Source organism: Microbispora triticiradicis, from assembly GCF_005864065.1.
GTDB classification, from domain to species: domain Bacteria; phylum Actinomycetota; class Actinomycetes; order Streptosporangiales; family Streptosporangiaceae; genus Microbispora; species Microbispora triticiradicis.
The window spans coordinates 88,633-109,583 of sequence record NZ_VANP01000002.1 but is presented as its reverse complement, the minus strand read 5'-3'; the positions used below and the strand labels follow the sequence as shown (position 1 = coordinate 109,583).

General features: G+C 72.2%; 20 protein-coding genes. 4 read left to right on the top strand and 16 right to left on the bottom strand.

The annotated features are described in order from the left end of the window. Positions 1-24: 24 nt before the first annotated feature. Positions 25-819: a neutral zinc metallopeptidase gene (locus FED44_RS05645; RefSeq protein WP_138459985.1), complete on the top strand. Its 795-nt coding sequence runs from the start codon at positions 25-27 to the stop codon at positions 817-819. Positions 820-854: 35 nt separating this feature from the next. Here the strand turns inward: FED44_RS05645 and FED44_RS05640 are convergent, their stop codons facing one another. The 12 genes from FED44_RS05640 to FED44_RS05585 all read right to left on the bottom strand — a co-directional run bounded on the left by FED44_RS05640 (position 855) and on the right by FED44_RS05585 (position 13,009). Next, positions 855-2,060, bottom strand: coding sequence for an ROK family transcriptional regulator (locus FED44_RS05640; RefSeq protein ID WP_111698095.1), 1,206 nt, complete (start codon positions 2,058-2,060; stop codon positions 855-857). Between the two features lie 88 nt (positions 2,061-2,148). Further along, positions 2,149-3,390: a sugar ABC transporter permease gene (locus FED44_RS05635; RefSeq protein WP_111698042.1), complete on the bottom strand. Its 1,242-nt coding sequence runs from the start codon at positions 3,388-3,390 to the stop codon at positions 2,149-2,151. Further along, positions 3,387-4,163: an ATP-binding cassette domain-containing protein gene (locus FED44_RS05630; protein WP_111698043.1), complete on the bottom strand. Its 777-nt coding sequence runs from the start codon at positions 4,161-4,163 to the stop codon at positions 3,387-3,389. The genes FED44_RS05635 and FED44_RS05630 overlap by 4 nt, the downstream gene beginning before the upstream one ends. Positions 4,164-4,339: 176 nt before the next feature. Further along, positions 4,340-5,464: a sugar ABC transporter substrate-binding protein gene (locus FED44_RS05625; RefSeq protein WP_111698044.1), complete on the bottom strand. Its 1,125-nt coding sequence runs from the start codon at positions 5,462-5,464 to the stop codon at positions 4,340-4,342. Between the two features lie 662 nt (positions 5,465-6,126). After that, positions 6,127-7,002, bottom strand: a complete 876-nt coding sequence (locus tag FED44_RS05620) for an amidohydrolase family protein (protein ID WP_208758847.1) — start codon at positions 7,000-7,002, stop codon at positions 6,127-6,129. An 8-nt stretch (positions 7,003-7,010) separates the two neighbouring features. Continuing rightward, complete coding sequence (gene larC, locus FED44_RS05615; protein WP_138459983.1) at positions 7,011-8,144, bottom strand: nickel pincer cofactor biosynthesis protein LarC; 1,134 nt, start codon at positions 8,142-8,144, stop codon at positions 7,011-7,013. After that, complete coding sequence (gene larB, locus FED44_RS05610) at positions 8,141-8,842, bottom strand: nickel pincer cofactor biosynthesis protein LarB (RefSeq protein ID WP_138459982.1); 702 nt, start codon at positions 8,840-8,842, stop codon at positions 8,141-8,143. Before larB ends, larC begins: the two co-directional genes overlap by 4 nt. Beyond that, positions 8,839-9,261, bottom strand: coding sequence for an RbsD/FucU family protein (locus FED44_RS05605; protein ID WP_138459981.1), 423 nt, complete (start codon positions 9,259-9,261; stop codon positions 8,839-8,841). Before FED44_RS05605 ends, larB begins: the two co-directional genes overlap by 4 nt. A gap of 2 nt (positions 9,262-9,263) precedes the next feature. Next, complete coding sequence (larA, locus tag FED44_RS05600; protein WP_138459980.1) at positions 9,264-10,520, bottom strand: nickel-dependent lactate racemase; 1,257 nt, start codon at positions 10,518-10,520, stop codon at positions 9,264-9,266. After that, positions 10,510-11,433 carry an aldo/keto reductase gene (locus FED44_RS05595; RefSeq protein WP_182880028.1) on the bottom strand — a complete coding sequence of 308 codons (924 nt, stop codon included), beginning with the start codon at positions 11,431-11,433 and terminating at the stop codon, positions 10,510-10,512. The genes larA and FED44_RS05595 overlap by 11 nt, the downstream gene beginning before the upstream one ends. Beyond that, a complete protein-coding gene (locus FED44_RS05590) occupies positions 11,430-12,164 on the bottom strand; it encodes an SDR family NAD(P)-dependent oxidoreductase (protein ID WP_111698050.1) in 735 nt (244 codons plus the stop codon). Before FED44_RS05590 ends, FED44_RS05595 begins: the two co-directional genes overlap by 4 nt. After that, positions 12,161-13,009, bottom strand: a complete 849-nt coding sequence (locus tag FED44_RS05585; protein ID WP_111698051.1) for a fumarylacetoacetate hydrolase family protein — start codon at positions 13,007-13,009, stop codon at positions 12,161-12,163. The genes FED44_RS05590 and FED44_RS05585 overlap by 4 nt, the downstream gene beginning before the upstream one ends. Positions 13,010-13,177: 168 nt before the next feature. Here FED44_RS05585 and FED44_RS05580 point away from each other — a divergent pair, with 168 nt between their 5' ends. After that, complete coding sequence (locus FED44_RS05580) at positions 13,178-14,467, top strand: L-fuconate dehydratase (RefSeq protein WP_111698052.1); 1,290 nt, start codon at positions 13,178-13,180, stop codon at positions 14,465-14,467. A 13-nt stretch (positions 14,468-14,480) separates the two neighbouring features. Further along, positions 14,481-15,347 carry an ATP-dependent sacrificial sulfur transferase LarE gene (gene larE, locus FED44_RS05575; protein ID WP_138459979.1) on the top strand — a complete coding sequence of 289 codons (867 nt, stop codon included), beginning with the start codon at positions 14,481-14,483 and terminating at the stop codon, positions 15,345-15,347. Here larE and FED44_RS05570 read toward each other — a convergent pair. Genes FED44_RS05570 through FED44_RS05555 form a run of 4 tightly spaced genes read right to left on the bottom strand, consistent with a single transcriptional unit; the run spans position 15,294 to position 19,671 of the window. Next, entirely contained in the window at positions 15,294-16,556 is a 1,263-nt protein-coding gene (locus FED44_RS05570) for a glycoside hydrolase family 68 protein (protein ID WP_208758846.1), read from the bottom strand. The genes larE and FED44_RS05570 overlap by 54 nt on opposite strands. 5 nt (positions 16,557-16,561) lie before the next feature. Then, positions 16,562-17,386, bottom strand: coding sequence for a carbohydrate ABC transporter permease (locus tag FED44_RS05565; RefSeq protein ID WP_111698054.1), 825 nt, complete (start codon positions 17,384-17,386; stop codon positions 16,562-16,564). Next, positions 17,383-18,306, bottom strand: a complete 924-nt coding sequence (locus FED44_RS05560) for a carbohydrate ABC transporter permease (RefSeq protein WP_111698055.1) — start codon at positions 18,304-18,306, stop codon at positions 17,383-17,385. The genes FED44_RS05565 and FED44_RS05560 overlap by 4 nt, the downstream gene beginning before the upstream one ends. Positions 18,307-18,312: 6 nt before the next feature. After that, positions 18,313-19,671 carry an ABC transporter substrate-binding protein gene (locus FED44_RS05555; RefSeq protein WP_111698056.1) on the bottom strand — a complete coding sequence of 453 codons (1,359 nt, stop codon included), beginning with the start codon at positions 19,669-19,671 and terminating at the stop codon, positions 18,313-18,315. Positions 19,672-19,859: 188 nt separating this feature from the next. Between FED44_RS05555 and FED44_RS05550 the strand changes: the two genes are divergently transcribed. Next, the gene (locus FED44_RS05550) at positions 19,860-20,936 is read left to right on the top strand and encodes a LacI family DNA-binding transcriptional regulator (RefSeq protein ID WP_111698057.1); all 1,077 of its coding nucleotides are present in this window, start codon (positions 19,860-19,862) and stop codon (positions 20,934-20,936) included. Positions 20,937-20,951 lie beyond the last annotated feature (15 nt).

Below are 20,951 nucleotides of genomic sequence, written 5' to 3'. Positions count from 1 at the left end.
TCTGTCCGCTGGGGATGCCCACTCATGATTCGCATAAGCCTCCGCGCTGCCGCCGTCGCGGCCACGGCGGCGGCCACCGTCCTCTCCCTCGCCGGCACGGCGGGCGCGTCCCCGGGCAAGGCCGCCCGGCCCATGCCCAGGGGCCAGGCCGCGCTGACGGCCAACCCCCTCTACAAGACGGGCGAGTTCGACTTCCCCGAGTGCTCGGAGCTGTCCCGCCGCCCCGACGACCTGGACACCTACCGGGTCTACCTCGACCACCTGCTCGACTGCCTCAACAAGTCGTGGGCCGAGGAGTTCCGGCAGGCGGGGCTGAGGTTCTCCCCGCCGAAGGTGCGCTACATCACCAAGAGCGTGCCGACGGGCTGCGGCAAGTACCCGGCGGGCTACGCCGCGGGCATGTACTGCCCCAAGAACGACACCATGTGGATCCTGCTGTACAAGTCGCAGCTGTCCGACCCGACCGAGTTCAACCTGTTCACGGTCATCGCCCACGAGTACGGCCACTACGCGCAGGACCGCGCCGGCATCCTGCCGGAGGTCTACCGGCGCTACCGCACGGTGAGCAAGAAGCGGGCCTACGACCTCACCCGCCGCGTCGAGCTTCAGGCCGAGTGCTTCTCCGGCGCCTTCATCGGCAGCGTGTGGCACTCCCTCGGCCGCGACGAGTTCGACTTCGAGGAGCAGCTCGACTGGATCACCGGCGACGCCGCGCACGGCAAGGCCCGGAGCATCCGTTACTGGCTCAAGCGCGGCTGGATCGGCAACGGCCCGAAGGCGTGCGACACCTTCAGCGCCCCCGCCCGGACGACCGCCTGACGGTTCCGCCCGGCAGTTCCGCCTGACGGTCCCCGTCAGGCGGGGCCGAGACGCGACAGCGCCTCCAGGGGGTCGGCGAGCACCTGCGTGAAGGCCAGCTCGGCGGCCCCCATCAGCGTCGCGTCGTCGCCCAGCGCCGTGGTGCGCAGCCGCAGCCGCTCCCGCGCCGCCGACAGCGTCCCGGTGGCGATCCGGCTGCGCACCTGGGCCGCCGAGCCGAGGTAGATCTCCCTGAGGATGCCGCCGAAGACGACCATCTCGGGGTTGAAGACGTTCACGAGGTTGGCGACGCCGAGGCCGAGCCAGCCGCCCACGTGGGCGAGGGCCTCCTGGGCCCGCACGTCGCCCCGGTCCGCCGCGTCGACCACCGCCCGCACCGCGTCCCTGCCGATCATCTCGCCGTACCGGCCGGCGTGCTCCATCAGGGCGGGCTCCCCCACCTCGGCCTCCAGGCAGCCGCGGGAGCCGCAGCCGCACCGGCGGCCGTCGGGGTTGACCACCATGTGGCCCACCTCGCCGCCGTACCCGCCGTGCCCGCCGAGAAGCTGGCCGTTCACGATGATGCCGCCGCCGATGCCCACGTCTCCGTGCAGGTAGACCAGGTCGCGGCAGCCGATCCCGATCCCGCGGGTGTGCTCGGCGAGCGCGCCGAGGTTCGCCTCGTTGCCCACCGCCACCGGCATGCCGAGCGCGAGGCGCCGGGTCAGCTCCTCCCGCAGCGGTGTCTCCACCGCGCCGATGTTCGGCCCGAGCCTGACCACGCCGTCGGAGCGGCGGACCACGCCGGAGACCCCCGCGGCCGCGCCGACGCAGATCGTGTCCTCCCGCGTCCGGCGCCGCATCTGCCGGGCGAAGCCCGCCAGGGTGCCCGCGACCTGCGCCAGGTCGAAGGGCCCGCGCTCCCGCCTGGTCTCGCGGCGGTCGAGGATCACGCCGCCGAGGCCGATGCGGGCGGCGGCCAGCCGGTCCACCCCCACGTCGAAGGCGAGCACGTAGACGCGGGCCGTCTCCGGGCGGACGACCAGGGACGGCCGCCCCGCCCTTCCGGTGTCCCTGGGCAGTTCCTCCCGGACGAGCCCGGCCGCCGTGAGGTCGGCCGTCAGGGCCATGATGGTGCTGCGGTTGAGCCCCATCAGCGAGGTCAGCTCGGCCCGCGAGGTCGGCCCTCCCACGTGGACGTGCCGCAGCAGCGTCCCGAGGTTGTGCTTGCGGATCTCCTCCTGTGAGGGACCTGCGCGCATCATCGGAACGGCCTCGGACTTCCGTGGGGGGTGGGGGTCAGAGGCCCGGAAGGCCTCTGGGACTGATCGGAGAGCGGAGCCCGCCCTGTCAGCGGCCGGTGGCCGCCGAACGCTTGCGGGACAGCGCGTCCACACCCGCGGCGAGCAGCAGCACCGAGCCGGTCACGACGAACTTGACGCCGGCGCTGTAGCCCATCAGGCCCATGCCGTTCTCGATCACCGCGACCACCGCGCCGCCGAGCACCGCGTCGAGCGCCCGGCCCTTGCCGCCGAAGAGGCTGGTGCCGCCGATGACGGCCGCGCCCACCGCGAACAGCAGCACGTTGCTGCCGCCCGTGTTGGGGTCGACCGAGTTGGCCCGGGACGCCGCGATGATGCCGCCGATCGAGGCCATGAAGGAGCAGATGACGAAGGCGGAGATGCGGATGCGGTCCACGTTGATGCCGGCCCGGCGGGCGGCCTCGGCGTTGCCGCCGACGGCGTAGATGTGCCGGCCGTACGCCGTGCGCCGCAGCACGAAGGTCCAGATGATCAGCAGGATGACGATCAGCGGGACGACGATGGGCACGCCCTTGAGCGACACGATGGCCGTGCGGCTGCGCTCCAGGTTGAGCATGTACACCGCGGCGCCCGCGATGACGGCGAGCGCCGCGACACGGGCGGCGATCACCGCCATGGGCGCGGCGACCAGGCCACGCGCGGCCCGGCGGCGCGCCTGCACGAACTGGATCGCCGCGTAGGCGGCGACGCCCACGGCGGTGGCGATCCAGCCGGCGGCCGGCGGCACGTTCTTGTTGGCGATCGCGAGGATCGTCTCGTCGCGGATCGAGATGTTGGTGCCGTTCTTCACCAGCAGCAGGACGACGCCCTGGAAGGCGAGGAACGCCGCCAGCGTGACCACGAAGGACGGGATGCCGAGCTTGGCCACCAGCGACCCGAGGACCAGGCCGATGACCGCGCCGGTGACCATCGCGGTCAGCACCGCGAGGTACCAGGGCCAGCCCTGGAAGGTCAGCAGCACGGCGAGCACCGCCGCGCAGACGCCGCTCGCGAAGCCGGCGGACAGGTCGATCTCGCCGAGGAGCAGCACGAAGATCAGGCCCATGGCGATGACGGCGACCGCCGCGCCCTGGGTGAACAGGTTGGCGAAGTTCAGCGCCGACAGGAACGACGGCCGCAGGACCGAGAAGACCACGCACAGGATGATGAGACCGAAGACGGCGGGGAGCGCGCCCAGCTCACCGCCGCGCACCCGCTCGACGTAGCCCCTGACGTGCGTGCCGATCGCGGAGTCGGCGTTCTCCTGCTTGGGGAGCGTTTCGGTTGTCATGATGCCGCTCCGATGCCGTTCCCGATGCCGAGCTCCCCGCTGCGCCCGGAGGTGATGAGTTCCACGACCTGCGAGTGGGTCACCTCGGAGGCCTTCACCTGGGCCGCCATCCGTCCCAGGTAGAGCGCCGCGATCCGGTCGGACACGGCGAAGACGTCGTTCATGTTGTGCGAGATGAGCACCACCGCGAGGCCCTTGTCGGCCAGGCGGCGGACCAGCTCCAGCACCTGGGCGGTCTGCGCCACGCCGAGGGCGGCGGTCGGCTCGTCGAGAATGACGACCTTGCTGTTCCACAGCACGGCCTTGGCGATGGCCACCGTCTGCCGCTGGCCGCCGGAGAGGCTGGAGACGTGCTGGCGCAGCGACTTCACGGTTCGCACCGAGAGCCCGGCCAGGGTCTTGGCCGCCATCTCCTCCATCGTGTCCTCGTCCAGGACGAGCCCGCTCTTGCGCTCGCGGCCCAGGAACATGTTCTGCACGATGTCGAGGTTGTCGCAGAGGGCGAGGTCCTGGTAGACGATCTCGACGCCGAGCTCCGCGGCGTCCCTGGGCCCGTTCACGTGGACCCGCTCGCCCTCGAAGAGGTACTCGCCCGAATCGATCGGGTGGATTCCGCCGATGCACTTGACCAGCGTTGACTTGCCGGCGCCGTTGTCGCCGACCAGTGCGGTCACCTCTCCCGGATGGACCGAGAAGGCGACGTCGTGAAGGACCTGCACGGGGCCGAAGCTCTTGTTGATGCCGCGCAGTTCCAGGATCGGTCCCTGGGACACGATGGGCTTCTCCGTAGATCTATGGGCCGGTACGGCGCCGTCCTCGGGGCCGCCTCTCGCCGCTCCGAGCGGTGCGGGGCGCCCTGGAAGGGGCGCCCCGCACGGTGCTCGTCGCGGCTCAGCCGGTCACCCCTGGGGGGTTCGCGCCGCCGTACGCACCCGGTGGGTGGGGTGGGTTAGCTGATACCGGCCTCTTTGCACTTGTCGGCGAAGTCGCCGGTGCACAGCTCGTCCTTGGTGACGAAGCCGTCGGCGACGACGTCCTTGACGTTGTCGAAGTAGATGGCCTGCGGCTCCAGCAGCACCGACGGCACGTCCCGGTTGCCCTCCGGGTCCTTGACGGAGCCGCTCACCGAGGGCTGCTCACCCTTGGCGAGGCCGATGGCCAGCTGGGAGGCGGCGTCGGCCTCCTTCTTGATGGCCTTGTAGACCGTCATGCACTGGTCGCCGGCGAGGATGTTCTGCAGGCCCTGCACGGTGGCGTCCTGGCCGGTGACCGGGACCTTGCCGTTGAGGTTCTGCTTCTTCAGCACCGAGATCGCGGCGTTGCCGAGACCGTCGTTGGCGGACAGGACACCGGCGATCTTCGGCTCCTGGGTCAGCATCTGCTCGAAGATCGTGCCGGCCTGGGTGTTGTCCCAGTCCGGAACCGACTGGTCCGGGCCCTTCTTGTAGTCGCCCGAGTCGTACTTCGGCTTGAGGACGCTGTCGTAGCCCTCCTTGAACAGGGTGGCGTTGTTGTCGGTCGGCGAGCCGTTCAGCTCGGCGATGATCGGCTTGTCGGCCTTCTTGTCGGTGAGGCACTTGACCAGGCCCTCGCCCTGCAGCTGGCCGACCTTGTTGTTGTCGAACGACACGTAGTAGGCCGCGCTGCCGCCCAGCGTGAGGCGGTCGTAGTCGATCGTGGCGACGCCCTGCGACTTGGCCTTGTCGAGCACGGCCTTGCCGGTGCCGCTGTCGAGGTTGACGATCATCAGAACGGTGGCGCCGTTGGTGATCATCTGGTCGGCGATCGTCTGGAAGGCGGACTTGTCGCCCTGCGCGTTCTGGATGTCGTACTGGACACCCGCCGTCTTGAACGCCTCCTCCAGGTACTTGCGGTCGGCGGTCTCCCACCGGGCGGACGACTTGCTGTCCGGGAGGATGACGCCGATCTTGCCGGCCTTGGCGTTGTCCGCGGCGGAGGGCGCGGCGCTGCTGCCGCTCTGGGCGGAGGTGTCACCGCTCTCGCCCCCGCAGGCGGTGAGACCGAGGGTGAGCGCCGCGGCGGCGGCGCCGATGCTGAGGATCCCCTTGCGCATGATGCGTGGGTCCTTTCTCTGACTGGGGGTCTATGAGGGGGTGCGGCCGAGCCCGCGCCTTCCCGACGTCTTCGCAGATCCTTCGGGTCGAGGCGCTCCGGCCACCCGGTACGGCAGTGGCCGGGTCACGGCGTTCACCGCTCCAGGGAATGTTGTTTGAGACAACGTAAGCCCAAAGCCCAGGTGGTGAAAGACACAGGACGGTAACGTTTGTTGTCCGCGGTAACAATCAAGAAACGTGGGATCAACACACGACGGCGTCCGTCCGCGCGGCCGGGGCCGGTCGGACGGACGTGACGTGGTGCACTTCCAGAAGCGGGGGTGCCTGCCGGAGACATGGGATCTATCCGACAGGCGGACAGCACGAACCGCCCCTTCCACCGTCAAGCGCCGGCACCGCCACCGGGCCGGGAGGGCGGCACGCGCCGCAGGCCCGTCACGCCCGGCCGAGGGGTGCCGGACGCGGCAGGGGACATCGCCCCTCGTCAGAGGAGCCCTACGAAACCGGCCTGCCGGGCCGGGTGTCCCGGCAGGCCCGCGGGCACGGCTACGGGAACTGCGAAACGTACATCTACCGCTTTATGAGCACATGCGTGCCCAAGTTCGCCTCATCCCGATGATGTGTCATACACATGTTTCATGGGATGAATAGGGTCTATCGCTCAGTCCTTCAGGCCGTAGACCCGGGCCGCCGTGCCCCGGAAGACGGCCTCGCGCTCGGCGTCCGGCAGTCCGGCCTCCGCGAGCAGCGCCGAGACGGTCTCGGACCAGCGGGAAAGGGAGCCGGCGAGGAGGCAGACCGGCCAGTCGGAGCCGAACATCAGGCGGCCGGGGCCGAACGCGTCGAGCGCCACGTCGACGTACGGCCGCAGGGCGGCGGCGTCCCAGTCGTCCCAGACCGCCTCGGTGATCAGGCCGGAGAGCTTGGCCGTCACGTTGGGCTCGGCGGCGAGCTCGCGGACGAGCCCCGCCCAGGGTTCGACCTCTCCGGTCGCGACCGGGGGTTTCGCCAGGTGGTCCAGGACGAAGTTCAGCTCCGGCAGGGCGCGCACGGTCTCGATCGCGGCGGGCAGCTGGTGCGGCACGACGAGCAGGTCGTAGACGAGCCCGGCCGCCGCCACCTCCCGCAGCCCGGCGCGCACGTCGTCCCTGGCGAGCCAGCGCGGGTCGGGTTCGCCCTGCACCAGGTGGCGGATCCCGCGCAGCAGGCCGCCGCCGGGCGAGGCGGCCAGGGCGGCGAGCTCGGCGGCGAGATCGGGCCGGGTCAGGTCGGCCCATCCCACCACCCCGGCGACGGTCGGCGAGTCCGCCGCCAGCGCCAGGAACTCGCGCGTCTCCTCGGCGTCGGGCAGGACCTGCACGAGCACGGACCGGCCGACGCCCGCCCCGGCCGCGGCCGAGTCGTAGTCGGCGACCGTGAAGTCGCGGTGGATCGGAGCCATCTGCGGCGGCTCCAGCCACGTCTGGGGGCGCCGGGACAGATCCCACAGGTGGTGGTGGGCGTCGATCCGTGCGGCGGATGTCTCAGAAGAAGTCACAGGAGGAGTCACAGTGCGTCGTAGGCCTCTCGTGCCAGTTCCCTCAGTGGTCTGCCGGTGGCCTCGGCCAGCGCGGCGAGGTCGTCGTACTCGGGCTTGACCCCCCACGGCCCGTGTTTCATCCGCACGTCCCGGCCGTGCAGGCGCACGGTCTCGAAGTGCCGGGGCAGCGCGACCTTCTCGACCACGCTGCGCCGCAGGCCCAGGCTCCCCGTCTCGGCGAGGACCAGGTTCTGCAGCTCGCCGGCCAGCTCGGGGGGCGTGAGCACGTGCAGGATGTGGGCGGGGCGGCCCTTCTTCATAACGGCGGGCGTGACCCACGCGTCGGCCGCGCCCGCCGCCAGGGCGCGCTCGACGACGTGCCCGAGCACCTCGCCCGTCACGTCGTCGAGGTTCGTCGACAGGACGACCTGGCGGCCGGGCCCGGTCACCGCCTCCGGCTCGGCCACGGGCTCGCCGAGCATGGCGACGGTGACGTTGGGCCGGTCGGGCAGCACGCGCCCGCCCGCGCCGTACCCGGTGGCGCGCAGGACCATCTCCGGAGCCGGGCCGTACGTCGTGCCTGCGGCGCCCAGCAGGGCCGCGCCCGTCGGGGTGACCGCCTCCCCCGCCTCTCCGCCCCGCACCCGCGCCCCCTTCAGCAGGGCGAGCGTGGCGGGGGCCGGGACGGGCAGCACGCCGTGACGCGTGCGGACGACTCCGGCGCCCAGGGGCAGCGGCGCGCAGTGCACACGCGTCACGCGCAGGTCGCGCAGCGCCGCCGCGCAGCCGACGATGTCGACCAGCGTGTCGTGCCCGCCGAGCTCGTGCAGGTGCACCTCGGCGACCGGCTCGCCGTGCAGCGCGGCCTCGGCCTCGGCGATCGCGGTCAGCGCGGCCTCCGCGACGGGCAGCCCGGTGCGGGCCGCCATCGCGAGCAGTTCGGCGGCGCGGCGCTCGGTGGCGTCGTCGTCCACCGTCACCAGCGCCCGGGTGGCGGTAAGCGCGCCGGTGCGCACCCGCTCGGCGTCGAGCCGCCAGCCGGTCAGGCCGGTCTCGGCGACCGCCCGCCGTACGGCGTCGAGCGAGGCGCCGGCGTCGAGCAGCGCGCCGAGCAGCATGTCGCCCGCGAGTCCGGTGAACGGGTTCAGGTAGAGGATCATCGGGGCTCCTCGCCCGCCGGAGACGCCTTCGCCAGGGAGGCCCTCCTGGTCAGCCGGTACGCGGCGAGGGCGGCGCCGAAGCCGGAGTCGATGTTCACCACGGTCAGCCCGGCGGCGCAGGAGGTGAGCATGGCCAGCAGGGCCGTCACGCCCTCCAGCGCGGCGCCGTACCCGGTCGAGGTGGGCACCGCGATCACCGGCGTCTCGACGAGACCGCCGACGACGCTGGCGAGCGCGCCCTCCATGCCGGCGACGACGATCACACTGTCGGCCGCGCGCAGGTCGCCGGCCGCGGCGAGCACCCGGTGCAGCCCGGCCACCCCGACGTCCCTGATCAGGGTGGTCCGCAGGCCCAGCGCGGAGGCGACGGCCGCCGCCTCGGCCGCGACCGGGCCGTCCGCCGTGCCCGCCGTGACCACCGCCACGGTGTGCGCGACCGGCGGCGCGGGCCGCCAGACCAGCAGCCGGGCGCCGGGGTCGTACGCGCCGCCCGGGACGTGCTCGCGCACCTCGGCGGCGGGGCCGGGTTCGACCCGCGTCACCAGGACCGGCCCGGTGTTCCGGGCGAGCAGTGCGGTGACGATCCCGGCGATCTCGCTCACCCGCTTGCCCGGGCCGTACACGATCTCGGGCAGCCCCTGCCGCGCCTCGCGGCCGAGGTCCACCCGGGCGTAGCCGAGGTCGAGTGCCTCACTCATACCGGTACGACGTACCCGATGGTCAGCAGGAGGTTGGCGTAGAGCCGGTCGTCGCCGGTCGCCACCGCGAACGCGACGTCCGGCTCCTTCGCGGCCTGGTAGAAGCCGAACCTGGGCAGGACCTGGATCGGCAGGGCCGGGCCGAGCAGCTCGCGGTAGCGGGCGAACACGCCGGGCTCGCCCCCCTCGTCGGGCCGCATCGCGTGCACGGCCTCCAGCGGTACGGCGTCCACCAGGAGTTCCAGGACGTCGTCCACGCGGACCAGCCCGGGGCGCAGGTTGAGGTGGATCACCGAGGCGCCCCTACGCACGTTGGTGGCGTGGGCGTAGTTCGCGTCGGCGAGCAGGACGCGCGAGCCGTGCCCGGTCGCCGCGAGCGCGGCCAGCAGCGGCGGGTGGATCAGGGGATAGCGGAGCACGCTCACTCTCCCGAGAGGTAGGGGATCGTCATCGGCCCCTCCGGCAGCACGCACACCCGCCCCGGCAGGGCCCGCACGGTGGCGGCGATGTCCTCGGTCCGCTCCAGGTGGGCGGCGGCCAGGTCGGCGTCGCCGAGACGAGCCGTGTGCATGATCACCCGGGCCTGCCGCTGGATGCGCGCCTGGATCTGCACCTGCCACTGGTCGGGGATGGTCTCGGTGCGGCGGGAGATCTCCTCGAACAGCGCGTCGGGCGAGGCCGCGGAGGTGAGCACCTCGCGGTAGGAGCCGTGGTCGGGGAACCCGTCCCGGCACTCGGCCGCGCAGATGATCGTCCCGCCGGGCCGGACGACCTGGGCGGCGGCGCTCATGCCCTTCACCGACTGGTAGAGGTTCTGGTCCAGCGGGAAACCGGCGTTGGTCGTGACCACCACGTCGAACGGCTCGGCGACCGGCCGCATCGCGGCGGCGCGGGCCGCCGCCGTGGCGGCGGCGTGCATCGGCGCGAGGTCGCCGCCGAACGCCTGGACGATCTTCTGCTCCCGGTTCAGCACGACGTCGAGGGCGAAGGTGACGCCGGTCGCCGCGGCGATCGCGCGGACGTCGTCGTGGACGGGGTTGCCCTCGATGACCCCCCAGGTCGCCCGGGGATCGCCGATGCGGGCCGCGTCGTGCAGGGTGAGCACGGTCTCCAGGGCGGCGAGGCCCGGCGCGACCAGCTTGGGCCCGCCGGAGAACCCGGCGAAGAAGTGCGGCTCCACGAACCCCGTCGTGATCCGCACGTCGGCGTCGGTCCACTCGCGGTTCAGCCAGACCGGCACGTCCTTGCCGTGCCGGCCCATCCACCGCAGCGAGGACGCGTCGCGCGCGTCGTGGTTGACGATCCGCACGGCGTCCACGACCTCGTCGCCGAACATCGCGCGCAGCTCTTCGGGGGTGTTGCCGCGGTGCGTGCCGGTGGCGACCAGGATCACCACGTCTCCGAGGTCGACCACCCCGTCCAGCTCGTCCAGGATCGCGGGGATCATCAGGTGCCTGGGCTGGGGCCGGGTCCCGTCGCAGGCGGAGATCGCCACCGTCTGGCCGGGGCGCACCCGCTCGCGCAGCGGTGGTCCCGCGACGGGTTCGCGCAGGGCCCGCCGCAGCTCGGCGGTCTCGTCCGGGACGGCGGGCCGGGCCACCGGCGCGATCACCGTGGTCCGGTCGCCGGGGAAGTCGACGGCGAGGCCGTCGGCGCCGTAGGCGAGGTCAACCCGCATGACCCAGACCTTCGAGATCGTCCCAGAGGGCGTCGGGGATGTCCGCCGCCGCCAGCTCCAGGTCCTCGGTGATCTCCTCCGCGCTGCGTGCGCCGATCAGTACGGTGTCCACGGCCGGGTGCCGGTGGGGGAACCGCAGCGCCGCCGCCGGCAGCGGCACGCCGTACGACTCGCAGACGCGGGCCATCTCGCGCGCCCGGTCGAGCACCTCGGGCGGGGCGGCGGCGTAGTCGTAGGTGCCGCCGCCGGCCAGGACGCCGCTGTTGAACACCCCGCCCACGACGACGGCGACGCCGCGCCGCGCGCACTCGGGCAGCAGCTCCTCCTCCGCCGACCGGTCGAGCAGTGTGTAGCGCCCGGCCACGAGGACCACGTCGACGTCCGTCTCCCGGACGAACCGGGTCAGCATCGCGGTCTGGTTCATCCCGGCGCCGATCGCGCCGACGACGCCCTGGTCGCGCAGCTCGGCCAGGGCCGGGAACGCCTCCCCCGCGGCCTGCTCCCAGTGCTCGTCGGGGTCGTGGACGAACACCGCGCCGAAGTGGTCGAGCCCGGTGCGCCGCATGCTGTCCTCCAGCGAGCGCAGCACGCCGTCGCGGCTGTAGTCCCGCACCCGCACGTACTGCGTGCGGCCGGGGAAGCCGTCCTCCTCGCCCTCACCGGGCACCAGGACGCGGCCGACCTTGGTGGAGACGATCGCCTCCCCCGCCCCTCCGCCGGGCAGGCCGCGCAGGAAGCGCCCGAGACGCTCCTCGGCGAGGCCGGTGCCGTAGTGCGGCGCGGTGTCGAAGTAGCGGATGCCCGCCGCCCACGCGGCGGCCAGGGTGCGCTCGGCCTGCTCCTCGTCCACCTGCGCGAACAGTCCGCCCAGCGGCGCGGTGCCGAGCCCGTACGGCCCGAGGGACACCTTCACGAGCCCACCGGCCGCAGTCGCAGGCCGGCCATGCCGCCGTCCACGGCCAGCTCGGTCCCGGCGGTCGACCCCGCCCTCGGGCTGGCGAGGTACGCGACGGCGTGGGCGACCTCCTGCGCCGTCACCAGCCGGCCGTGCGGCTGGCGGGCGGCCAGCGCGGCCCGTTCTGCGGCCGGGTCGGGGGCGGCGTCCAGCAGCCGCCCGACCCAGGGGGTGTCGACGGTGCCGGGGTTCACGCAGTTGACGCGGATGCCCTCACGGATGTGGTCGGCCGCCATCGCGCGGGTCAGCGCGAGCACCGCCCCCTTGGACGCGGAGTACAGCGCCCGTTGCGGCAGCCCCGCGGTGGCGGCGATCGAGCAGGTGTTGACGATCGCCGCGTGCGGGGACTCCCGCAGGTGCGGCAGGGCCGCCCGGGTGACGCGGGCGATCCCGACGACGTTGAGATCGAACACCCGCAGCCATTCGGCGTCGTCGTTGTCGGCGACGGTGCCCGCCGCGCCGATGCCCGCGTTGTTCACCAGCACGTCGATCCGGCCGTACCGCTCGGCCACCGCCGCGACCGCCCGCCGTACGGAGGCGTCGTCGGTCACGTCGCACGTGAACTCGGTGTCCTTGAGGTCCAGCACCGCCACCCGGGCGCCCCGCGCGGTCAGCTCCTCGGCGACCGCCCTGCCGATGCCCGAGGCGCCGCCGGTGACCACCGCCACCAGCCCCTCGAACTCGCTCATGCCTGCCCCATCCGCTGGCGCTGCCGGCCGAGGCCGTCGACCTCCACCTCGACCACGTCGCCCTCCCGCAGGTAGGCCTGCGGGCCGCGGCCGAGCGCCACGCCGGCGGGGGTGCCGGTGTTCACCACGTCGCCGGGGTCCAGCACCATGAACTGACTGAGGTACCAGATCACGTGGTGCACGCCGAAGATCTGGTTCTTGGTGTTGCCGTTCTGGCGCTGCTCGCCGTTCACCCACAGCCGCAGGCCGAGGGCCTGGGGGTCGCCGACCTCGTCGGGCGTCACCAGCCAGGGGCCGAGGGGGTTGAAAGTTTCACACGACTTGCCCTTGTCCCACTGGCCGCCGCGCTCGTTCTGGAACTCCCGCTCGGAGACGTCGTTGGAGATCGCGTATCCGGCGATCAGACCGGCGGCCTCCTCCGGGGAGGACAGGTAGCGGGCGGTGCCGCCGAGGACGACGGCCAGCTCGACCTCGTAGTCGGTCTTCACGCTGAGGCGGGGCACCAGGACCTCGTCGTCGGGGCCGACGACGGTGTTGGACGCCTTCATGAAGACCACGGGCTCGGCCGGGAGGGCGGCTCCGGTCTCCTCGGCGTGGTCGGAGTAGTTCAGGCCGATGCAGACGACCTTCCCCGGCCTGGCCACCGGCGCTCCGACCCGCTCGTACGGCTCCGCCTCGGGCAGCGTGCCCTCCGCGAGGGCCGTCCGCACCCGGTCAACGCCTCCTCCCGCGAGGAACGCGCCGTCGATGTCCTTCGTCAGTGACGACAGGTCCAGCACCCGGTCGCCGGGGCCCATGACACAGGGCCGCTCAGAACCCGGCGGACCCACCCGCAACAGCTTCACGATCCGTCCACTCCGACTGGTTCACAGGGGCAAGTGTGGTGCCGAGCCTGTCAGATTCATCGGGTTGAAGTAAAGCCGTTTGGTGGGATATTTGCCGACTTACTTGACCTCAGGTGGGCGTGACCATACTGTTCGAATCACATTCATCGGATCATTTGGAGTTCGCCCATGCCGACGATCACCTCGGTGAACGTGATCGACATCAGGTTCCCGACCTCCGCGACGCTCGACGGGTCGGACGCCATGAACCCGGACGGCGACTACTCCGCGGCGTACGTCGTGTTGCAGACCGACGGCGACCTCGCCGGATACGGCCTGACTTTCACCATCGGACGGGGCAACGACCTGTGCGTGGCCGCCGCGCGGCAGATCGGAGCACGGCTGACCGGTTGCGACGTCGACGAGCTGGCCGGGAACCTCGGCGGTCTCTACCGCCAGATCATGTCCGACAGCCAGATGCGCTGGCTGGGCCCGGAGAAGGGGGTGGTGCACCTGTCCGCGGCGGCCGTGCTGAACGCCGCCTGGGACCTCGCCGCCCGCCGGGCCGGCAAGCCGTTGTGGCGGTTCGTGGCGGACATGACGCCCGAGGAGCTGGTCGCCGCCTGTGATTTCCGCTACCTGTCCGACGTGCTGACCCCGGACGAGGCCGTCGAGATGCTGGCCCGGCTCGCCCCCACGCGGGAGGAGCGGATCGCCGAGCTCGCCGCGCACGGATACCCCGCCTACACCACGACACCCGGCTGGCTCGGCTACGACGACGACAAGCTGCGCCGCCTGTGCCGCGAGGCGGTCGCCGACGGCTGGACCCACGTCAAGCTCAAGGTCGGCGCCAACGTGGAGGACGACGTACGCCGCCTGGCGATCGCCCGCGAGGAGATCGGCGACCTGACCCTCATGATGGACGCCAACCAGGTGTGGGACGTGCCCCAGGCCATCGAGTGGGTGAACCGGCTGGCGCCGTACGAGCCGCTGTGGATCGAGGAGCCGACCAGCCCCGACGACGTGCTCGGCCACGCGGCCATCCGGAAGGCGATCGCTCCCGTCGGGGTGGCCACCGGGGAGCACGCGCACAACCGGGTCATGTTCAAGCAGCTCCTGCAGGCGGGGGCGATCGACTTCTGCCAGATCGACTCGTGCCGGCTCGCGTCGGTCAACGAGATCGTCCCGATCCTGCTGATGGCGGCCAAGTTCGGCGTGCCCGTCTGCCCGCACGCGGGCGGGGTCGGCCTGTGCGAGCTGGTCCAGCACATGTCGGTCGTCGACTACGTCTGCGTGAGCGGCAGCCTGGAGGGGCGCGTCCTGGAGTACGTCGACCACCTGCACGAGCACTTCGTCGACCCGGTCCGCATCGAGCGGGGCCGCTACCGGCTGCCCGACGCGCCCGGGTACAACGCCCGCATGCACGACGAGTCCGTCGCCGCCTACCGCTACCCTGACGGGCACCGCTGGGGAGGCTGACGTGGAGGCGCCGATGACTGACCGCCCGACCGGCTTGGACGACGCGGCCGACCCCACGGCCGACGGAGCCGCCGACGACGCCCTGGAGCGGCTGACGGCCCGGCTGCGCCGGGAGGACGCGCTCGTCGTCGCCTACTCCGGCGGCGCCGACTCGGCGCTGCTCGCCTTCGCCGCCGCCCGGGTGCTCGGGCGGCGGGCCCTCGCCGTCACCGCGGTCTCCCCCAGCCTGGCCGCCTCCGAGCGGGCCGCGGCCCGCGCGTTCGCGCGGCGCCACGGCCTGGCCCACCTGGAGGTGTGCACCGACGAGGCCGAGCGGCCCGAGTACGCCGCCAACGGCGCCGACCGCTGCTACCACTGCAAGTCGGCGCTGTTCGACGCGCTGGGGCCGCTGGCGGCGGCGATGGGCGCCCGGGTCGCCCTCGGCACGAACCTCGACGACCTCGGCGACCACCGCCCGGGGCAGCGGGCCGCGGCCGAGCGCGGAGCCATCGCGCCGCTGGTGGACGCCGGGCTGACCAAGGCCGGAGTGCGCCTGGTCAGCCGTACGCTCGGGCTGGTCACCGCGGACAAGCCCGCCGCGCCGTGCCTGGCCTCGCGGGTGAGTTACGGCGACCCGGTCACGCCCGAGGTGCTGGCCAGGGTCGAGGCCGCCGAGGCCGCGCTGCGCGACCTCGGCTTCCCGGTGTGCCGGGTGCGCGCGCACGCGGGCGGCACGCTCGCCCGGGTCGAGGTGCCGCGGGACGAGATCCCGCGCGTGACCGAGGCGCGCGAGCGCGTCGACGCCGCCGTACGCGGCGCCGGCTTCACCTTCTGCTCGCTGGATCTCTCAGGTTTCGCGTCCGGGCGGCTGAACGCCCTGCTCCCGCTGCTCCCCTCCTGAGGGCCCAGCGATGGGCGCGGCGGTGGCCGCGGGGACGACCACGCGGGTGCGGGCTCCGTCGAGGGCGAGCCGGAAGACCGGCGCGATCGTCCCGCCGAAGGCGGCCCGCGCCTCGGCGGCCCCGGCCCGCAGGGGGTCCGCGCCGCCGCCGACGGACCGGTAGTTGACGAAGCTCACGACGCGGAGATCGGGCAGCACCAGCCAGGCGTACGCCTGGTCGGGCTCCTCCGGCGGATTGGCGGCCACCAGCCCCGACCCGTTGAGCGGCGCGTACGGCCCGGTCAGGCGGGGCGCGACGAAGCCGTAGAGCCCGGTGGGCGCGCTTCCCGGCGGGTGGAACGAGTGCCGCTGGGTCGAGAAGAACAGGTAGTACGACGAGTCGCGGACCACCACGTGCGGCCGCTCGATCTCGTGGTTGACGCCGTCGGCCACGAGAAGGGGAGGCAGCAGCGACCAGCCGCCGTCCCGCGCTTCGGCGAGGGCCACCGCGCCCATGTAGCCGCCGTCTCCGTCGTCCACAGCCGCTCCGCCCGCGGACGCCGCCACGGAGGCCGCGACGAGGAGGTACTCACGCCCGTCGGCCGGGTCGCGGAACCAGCCCGGGTCGCGGAAGGCCCTGATCCGTCCGGGTCCGCCGTCGATCTCGTCGGCCGGCAGGTAGGCCCGGCCGTCCGACCGGAGGACCTCCCGGTGCCCGGCGGCCCGGTCGAGCAGGACGCGGCCGCCTTCGGCGACGACCACGGCGGGCCGGGTCTCGACGACGCTCTGGAGGAACGTCGGGCGTGCCTCGCCCCGCCGCCCGGCCGCCGTGTAGAAGACCGAAACGGTGCCGTCGGGGCGGCGGACCGCCGATCCGGACCACTCGCGGCTGCCCGGCGAGGCGCCGTCGGCGAACGCGGGCCCGAGGTCGTGCCAGCCGTCGCCGTCCCTGGCGAGCAGCCGGATCCGGGCGTGGTCGTGACGCTCCTCCGGATGGCCGGCGGCGGGCGCGGAGAGGGCCATCCACAGCTCGCGGCCGAGGACCACGGAGATCGATCCGTCCTCCTCCTGGATCGGCCACAGGTCCCAGACGTCGTCGCCGGGCAGCACACGCGGCGGGGCGGGCGTGTGGGCGGGCGGCGCCGTCGTCTCCGGCGCGAGGGTCAGCGGGCCGGTGGTCAGCAGGTCGAGATGCCGCCGCGTCCAGCGCGCGGGGCCGTCCTCGTTCACGCGGTTCATCCCTTCAGCGAACCCTGAAGCAGAGCCGTGACGAAGCGGCGCTGGAAGATCAGGAAGATGGCGAGTGTGGGGGTCAGGATCAGCAGCGAGCCCGCGCACAGCAGCGGGATGTCGGTCCCCCACTGTCCCTGGAAGGCGCCGAGCGCCCCGGACATCGTCCGTTTCAGCGGGTCGTCGACGAGGACGATGGCCAGCAGGAACTGGTTCCAGGTCCACAGGAACAGCAGGATGGCGAGGGACGACAGCGCCGGCATGGCCAGCGGCACGTGGATGCGCCAGAAGAGCTGCCAGAGGTTCGCCCCGTCCATCCGGGCGCTCTCGGACAGTTCGTCGGGCATGTTCACGAAGTGCGCCCGCATCCAGAACACCGCGAACGGCATGAACAGCCCGATGAGCGGCAGGATGATGGCCCACCTGGTGTTCAGCAGGCCCATGTCGCGCACCTGGTAGTACAGCGGCGTGATGATGCCCTCGAAGGGGAGCGTCAGCCCGAGCACGAACGTCAGGAACACCACGTTGCGTCCCGCGATGCGGAGGTGGCCGATGGCGAAGCCCGCCAGCGTCGCGAGGAGCAGCGAGACGGGCACCACGCCGAGGACGATGAGCGTGCTCGACTTCACCAGCTCGCCCATCCGCGCGGCCTGGAAGGCCGCGACGAAGTTGCCCCAGTGCGGGTCGGCAGGCCAGTCGAGACCGGACGGGTAGCTGCCCGGGGGATGCAGGGCCGTGACGAACAGGCTGGCGAACGGCATGAGCGTGGCCGCCATCAGCAGGACGAGCAGCACCCTCCCGCTCCACGTCTCCCCGCGTCCGACGATCATGAGGTTCTGTCCTTCGTGAGCCACTGGATGGGAATGGCGACGACGATGACGAGCACCATGAGCACGACGGCGAGAGCGGAGGCCGTGCCCACCTGCCGTTCGGAGAAGGCGAGGTAGTAGATCTCCAGGCCGGGGACCATCGTCGCGTTCCCCGGGCCTCCCTGGGTCGCGACGTACACGATGTCGAAGCTCGCCAGGGCCGCGATCACGGTCACCGTGACGCAGACGCCGATCTCCTGCCGCAGGCTCGGCACCGTGATCGAGACGAACTCGCGGATCGGCCCGGCGCCGTCCATCCGGGCCGCCTCGTACAGCGCCGGATCGATCTTGCTCATCCCGGACAGGAGCAGGATCGTGCACAGGCCGAGGAGCACCCACGCGCCGATCACGCCGACCGCCGGCAGGGCGGTGGAGAAGTCGCCCAGCCAGGCGCGCGTCACGCCGCCGAGACCGATGTGCGACAGCAGCTGGTTGACCAGGCCGGTGGACGACAGCAGCCAGCTCCACGTGATGCCCGCCGCGACGAGCGGGATGACCTGCGGCAGGAACAGGACCGTCCGGGCGGCCAGCGCGAGCCGGCTCGCGGCGATCCGCCGGATCGTCGAGGCGATCACGAGGCCGAGCACGACGGGGATCAGGCTGAAGAAGACGATCAGCTTGACCGCGTTGAGGATGGTCGCGAACAGGTCGGGGTCGGTGAACACCTTCCCGTAGTTGCCGAGCCCGACCCAGGTGGACGAGCCGATGCCGTCCCAGCGGTACACCGAGTACTGGAAGGTGAGGACGATGGGCCGCAGCACGAAGACCGCGTAGACGGCCAGCGCCGGAGCGACGAACAGCCAGCCGACCCAGCTCGGGGTGCGGAGCCCCGCCGCGCGGGCGGGGACCGTTCCTCTCGTCTTCGGAGTGCGCCGTGCCATCGGCGCTCAGCTCCCCCCGACCTGGCTCGTGTAGTCGCTCTGCACCGACTTCAGCAGCCCGTCGGGGGTCTGCTGCCCGGCGACCAGCTTCTGCAGCTGCGGGGTCCAGCTCTTGGCGTAGATCGCGCCCGTGGCGTTGGCGATGAAGTCCATCGCGCCGTTGTCCTTGCCGATCTTCGCGCCCGCCTCCAGGGTGCTCGCGGTGACCGTGCCCGCTTCGACCTCGGGCATCGCGGCGTCGGCGGGGCCCATCGGGTGGGATCCGCCGACCTTCACGCCGATCTCCCGCGCCTTCGCGTCCGTCGCCACCCAGTTGAGGAAGAACGCGGCGCAGTCGGCGTTCTTCGCCCGGGAGCTGATCCCGAAGGTGAGCGGCGCGGACATCGCGGCCTGGGCGCCGCCCTCCTGCTCCGGCGGCATCAGGAAGAAGCCCACGTCGCCCGGCATCTGCTTGTCGAGGTTCCCCGACTCCCAGTCGCCGTTGAACATGAAGAGGCCCTCGCCCTTGATGAAGCGGCTCATCATCGTCGCGTAGTCGACGGCGTTGACGTCCTTCCAGAAGTACCCAGCCTTGATCCACTTCTCCAGGTGCCGCGTCGCCTGCAGGTTCGACGGCGTGTCGATGGTGGCTCCCGGCTTCTGGAAGATCCAGTCGTTGATCGGCCCGGGGGGACCGTAGGCGGCCATGAGGTCCTGCAGCGGGAAGGCGAGCCCGCCGGTGGCTCCGCCGTTGAACTGGGCGATGGGCTGGACGCCCGCGCTCTTGGCCTTGGCGAGGGCGTCGTCCAGCTCCGCCAGGGTGGCCGGGGGCGCCGACATGCCGATCTTCGCGGCGAGCTTCTTGTTGTAGAAGACGCCGGTCATGCTGAAGTTCAGTCCCATGGCGTACAGGGAGCCCTCGCCGCGGGTCTTCCCGCCGGGGACCATCCGCATCTGCTGGAGCTGCGACGCCGGCCAGGTGTCCCAGCCGAACGCCTTGGCGTAGCCGTCGAGGTTCTTCAGCAGGTTGTTCTTGACGAGCTCGGACACCTGGGGAAGCCGCATCAGGTCCGGCGGGTCGTCCGCCAGGACGCGCGGCGCGTTCTGGGTGATGACCGCGAACTGGTCCTCACGGATGTTCCACTTGACGTTCGGATGCTGCTTGGTGAACTCGTCGGCGAGATCCTTCGGCAGCGGGAAGCCGGTCTCGAAGTAGCCGTTGAGCGTGACCGGCGCCGTACCGCAGGTGGGCGCGGACGAGGGGGACGTGCCGGTGGCCTCCGCCTGGGGGGCGTCGCCGCCCGGGGCCCCGCACCCCGCCGCCAGCGCCCCTCCCAGCGCGACCGTCAGCACCGCTCCGTTCCATCGGCGGATTCGACGCGACATGTGCGTCTCCTTGGGTTGCTCGGGTTTGGTTGCTCGGGTTGGTTGCGTGAACGGACCACTCGGGGATCCCCTCGACGGCTGACGCCGGACACCCCGGGGTTCGGTTTGCTAAATCGGATTAGCAATGCGGTAGTCTCACCATACGCGTCGCGGGGTGTCAACCCCCTCACAGCACAGGAGGTCGCTCGGTGAGCCCACGACGGGTCACGCTGGCGGACGTCGCCAAGATCGCCGGCGTCTCGCCGACCACCGCGTCGCTCGTGTTGTCCGGACGCGGGCGGGAGCTGCGCATCTCCCAGGATGTCGAGCAGCGTGTGCTCAAGGCCGCGGCCGAGTTGCAGTATCGGCCGAACATCGTATCCGTAGGCCTACGAACTGGGACAACTCGGACTATCGGCTTCGTTTCGGACACGATCGCCACGTCGCGGCTCGCCGGCGACATGATCAAGGGGGCGCTGGAGGCCGCGCGGGAGCGCGGCTTCATGCTGTTCATCGGTGAGACGGAGGGAGACCCCGAGCTCGAACGTCTCCTGCTGCAGGCCATGCACGACCGTCAGGTGGACGGGCTCATCCTGGCCGCGATGTACACGCGGACCATCAGGGTGCCCAAGGGGATGGGGGCCGCCCCCGCCGTGCTGCTCAACGCGCTGCCCAAGCAGCGGTCTCCGCTGCCCTCGGTGCTCCCCGACGAGGTCGAGGCCGGCCGCCGCGCCGCGCGGGTCCTGCTCGACGCCGGCCATCGCGAGGGCATCCATCTGATCGGCGCCGGTCCCGGGCGGCGTGACCTTCCCCGGGGAGGCGGCGTCGCGGCCGTCGAGCGGCTCATCGGCATCCGGGAGGTGTTCGGCGAGGCGGGGGTCAAGGTGGCAGGCGCCCACGTCTGCGCCGACTGGCAGCCCGAGTACGGCCTCGCCGCGACCAGGGCGCTGCTGGAGGGCGGGCGGCCGCGCGCGTTGATCTGCTTCAACGACCGGGTCGCCCTGGGCGCCTACCAGGCGCTCGACGATTTCGGGCTGAAGGTGCCCGGCGACGTCTCGGTCGTCTCCTTCGACGACCACCCCATCGCCGCGTGGATGCGCCCCAAGCTCACGACGGTGGCGCTCCCCCACTACGAACTGGGCCGTAAAGCGGTGGACGTCCTGTTCGCGGAGATGGGCCGTGACGGTGACGACGCCGTCGGGGAGGGCGCCGCCCGGGAGGGGGAGGTGCACCGGGTGCCGATGCCCGTCCGCCTCCGGGAGTCGGTCGCCGCGGCGGCGCCGTGATCCGGCGGCCGCGCG

Excerpts from the sequence above, each read along its gene's own strand:
- FED44_RS05555 (WP_111698056.1), bottom strand. The coding sequence starts at position 19,671 with ATGTCGCGTCGAATCCGCCGATGGAACGGAGCGGTGCTGACGGTCGCG.
- FED44_RS05590 (WP_111698050.1), bottom strand. The coding sequence starts at position 12,164 with ATGAGCGAGTTCGAGGGGCTGGTGGCGGTGGTCACCGGCGGCGCCTCG.
- FED44_RS05565 (WP_111698054.1), bottom strand. The coding sequence starts at position 17,386 with ATGATCGTCGGACGCGGGGAGACGTGGAGCGGGAGGGTGCTGCTCGTC.
- FED44_RS05625 (WP_111698044.1), bottom strand. The coding sequence starts at position 5,464 with ATGCGCAAGGGGATCCTCAGCATCGGCGCCGCCGCCGCGGCGCTCACC.
- larB (WP_138459982.1), bottom strand. The coding sequence starts at position 8,842 with ATGAGTGAGGCACTCGACCTCGGCTACGCCCGGGTGGACCTCGGCCGC.
- larE (WP_138459979.1), top strand. The coding sequence starts at position 14,481 with ATGACTGACCGCCCGACCGGCTTGGACGACGCGGCCGACCCCACGGCC.
- FED44_RS05640 (WP_111698095.1), bottom strand. The coding sequence starts at position 2,060 with ATGCGCGCAGGTCCCTCACAGGAGGAGATCCGCAAGCACAACCTCGGG.
- FED44_RS05560 (WP_111698055.1), bottom strand. The coding sequence starts at position 18,306 with ATGGCACGGCGCACTCCGAAGACGAGAGGAACGGTCCCCGCCCGCGCG.
- FED44_RS05635 (WP_111698042.1), bottom strand. The coding sequence starts at position 3,390 with ATGACAACCGAAACGCTCCCCAAGCAGGAGAACGCCGACTCCGCGATC.
- FED44_RS05645 (WP_138459985.1), top strand. The coding sequence starts at position 25 with ATGATTCGCATAAGCCTCCGCGCTGCCGCCGTCGCGGCCACGGCGGCG.
- larA (WP_138459980.1), bottom strand. The coding sequence starts at position 10,520 with ATGCGGGTTGACCTCGCCTACGGCGCCGACGGCCTCGCCGTCGACTTC.
- FED44_RS05580 (WP_111698052.1), top strand. The coding sequence starts at position 13,178 with ATGCCGACGATCACCTCGGTGAACGTGATCGACATCAGGTTCCCGACC.
- larC (WP_138459983.1), bottom strand. The coding sequence starts at position 8,144 with ATGATCCTCTACCTGAACCCGTTCACCGGACTCGCGGGCGACATGCTG.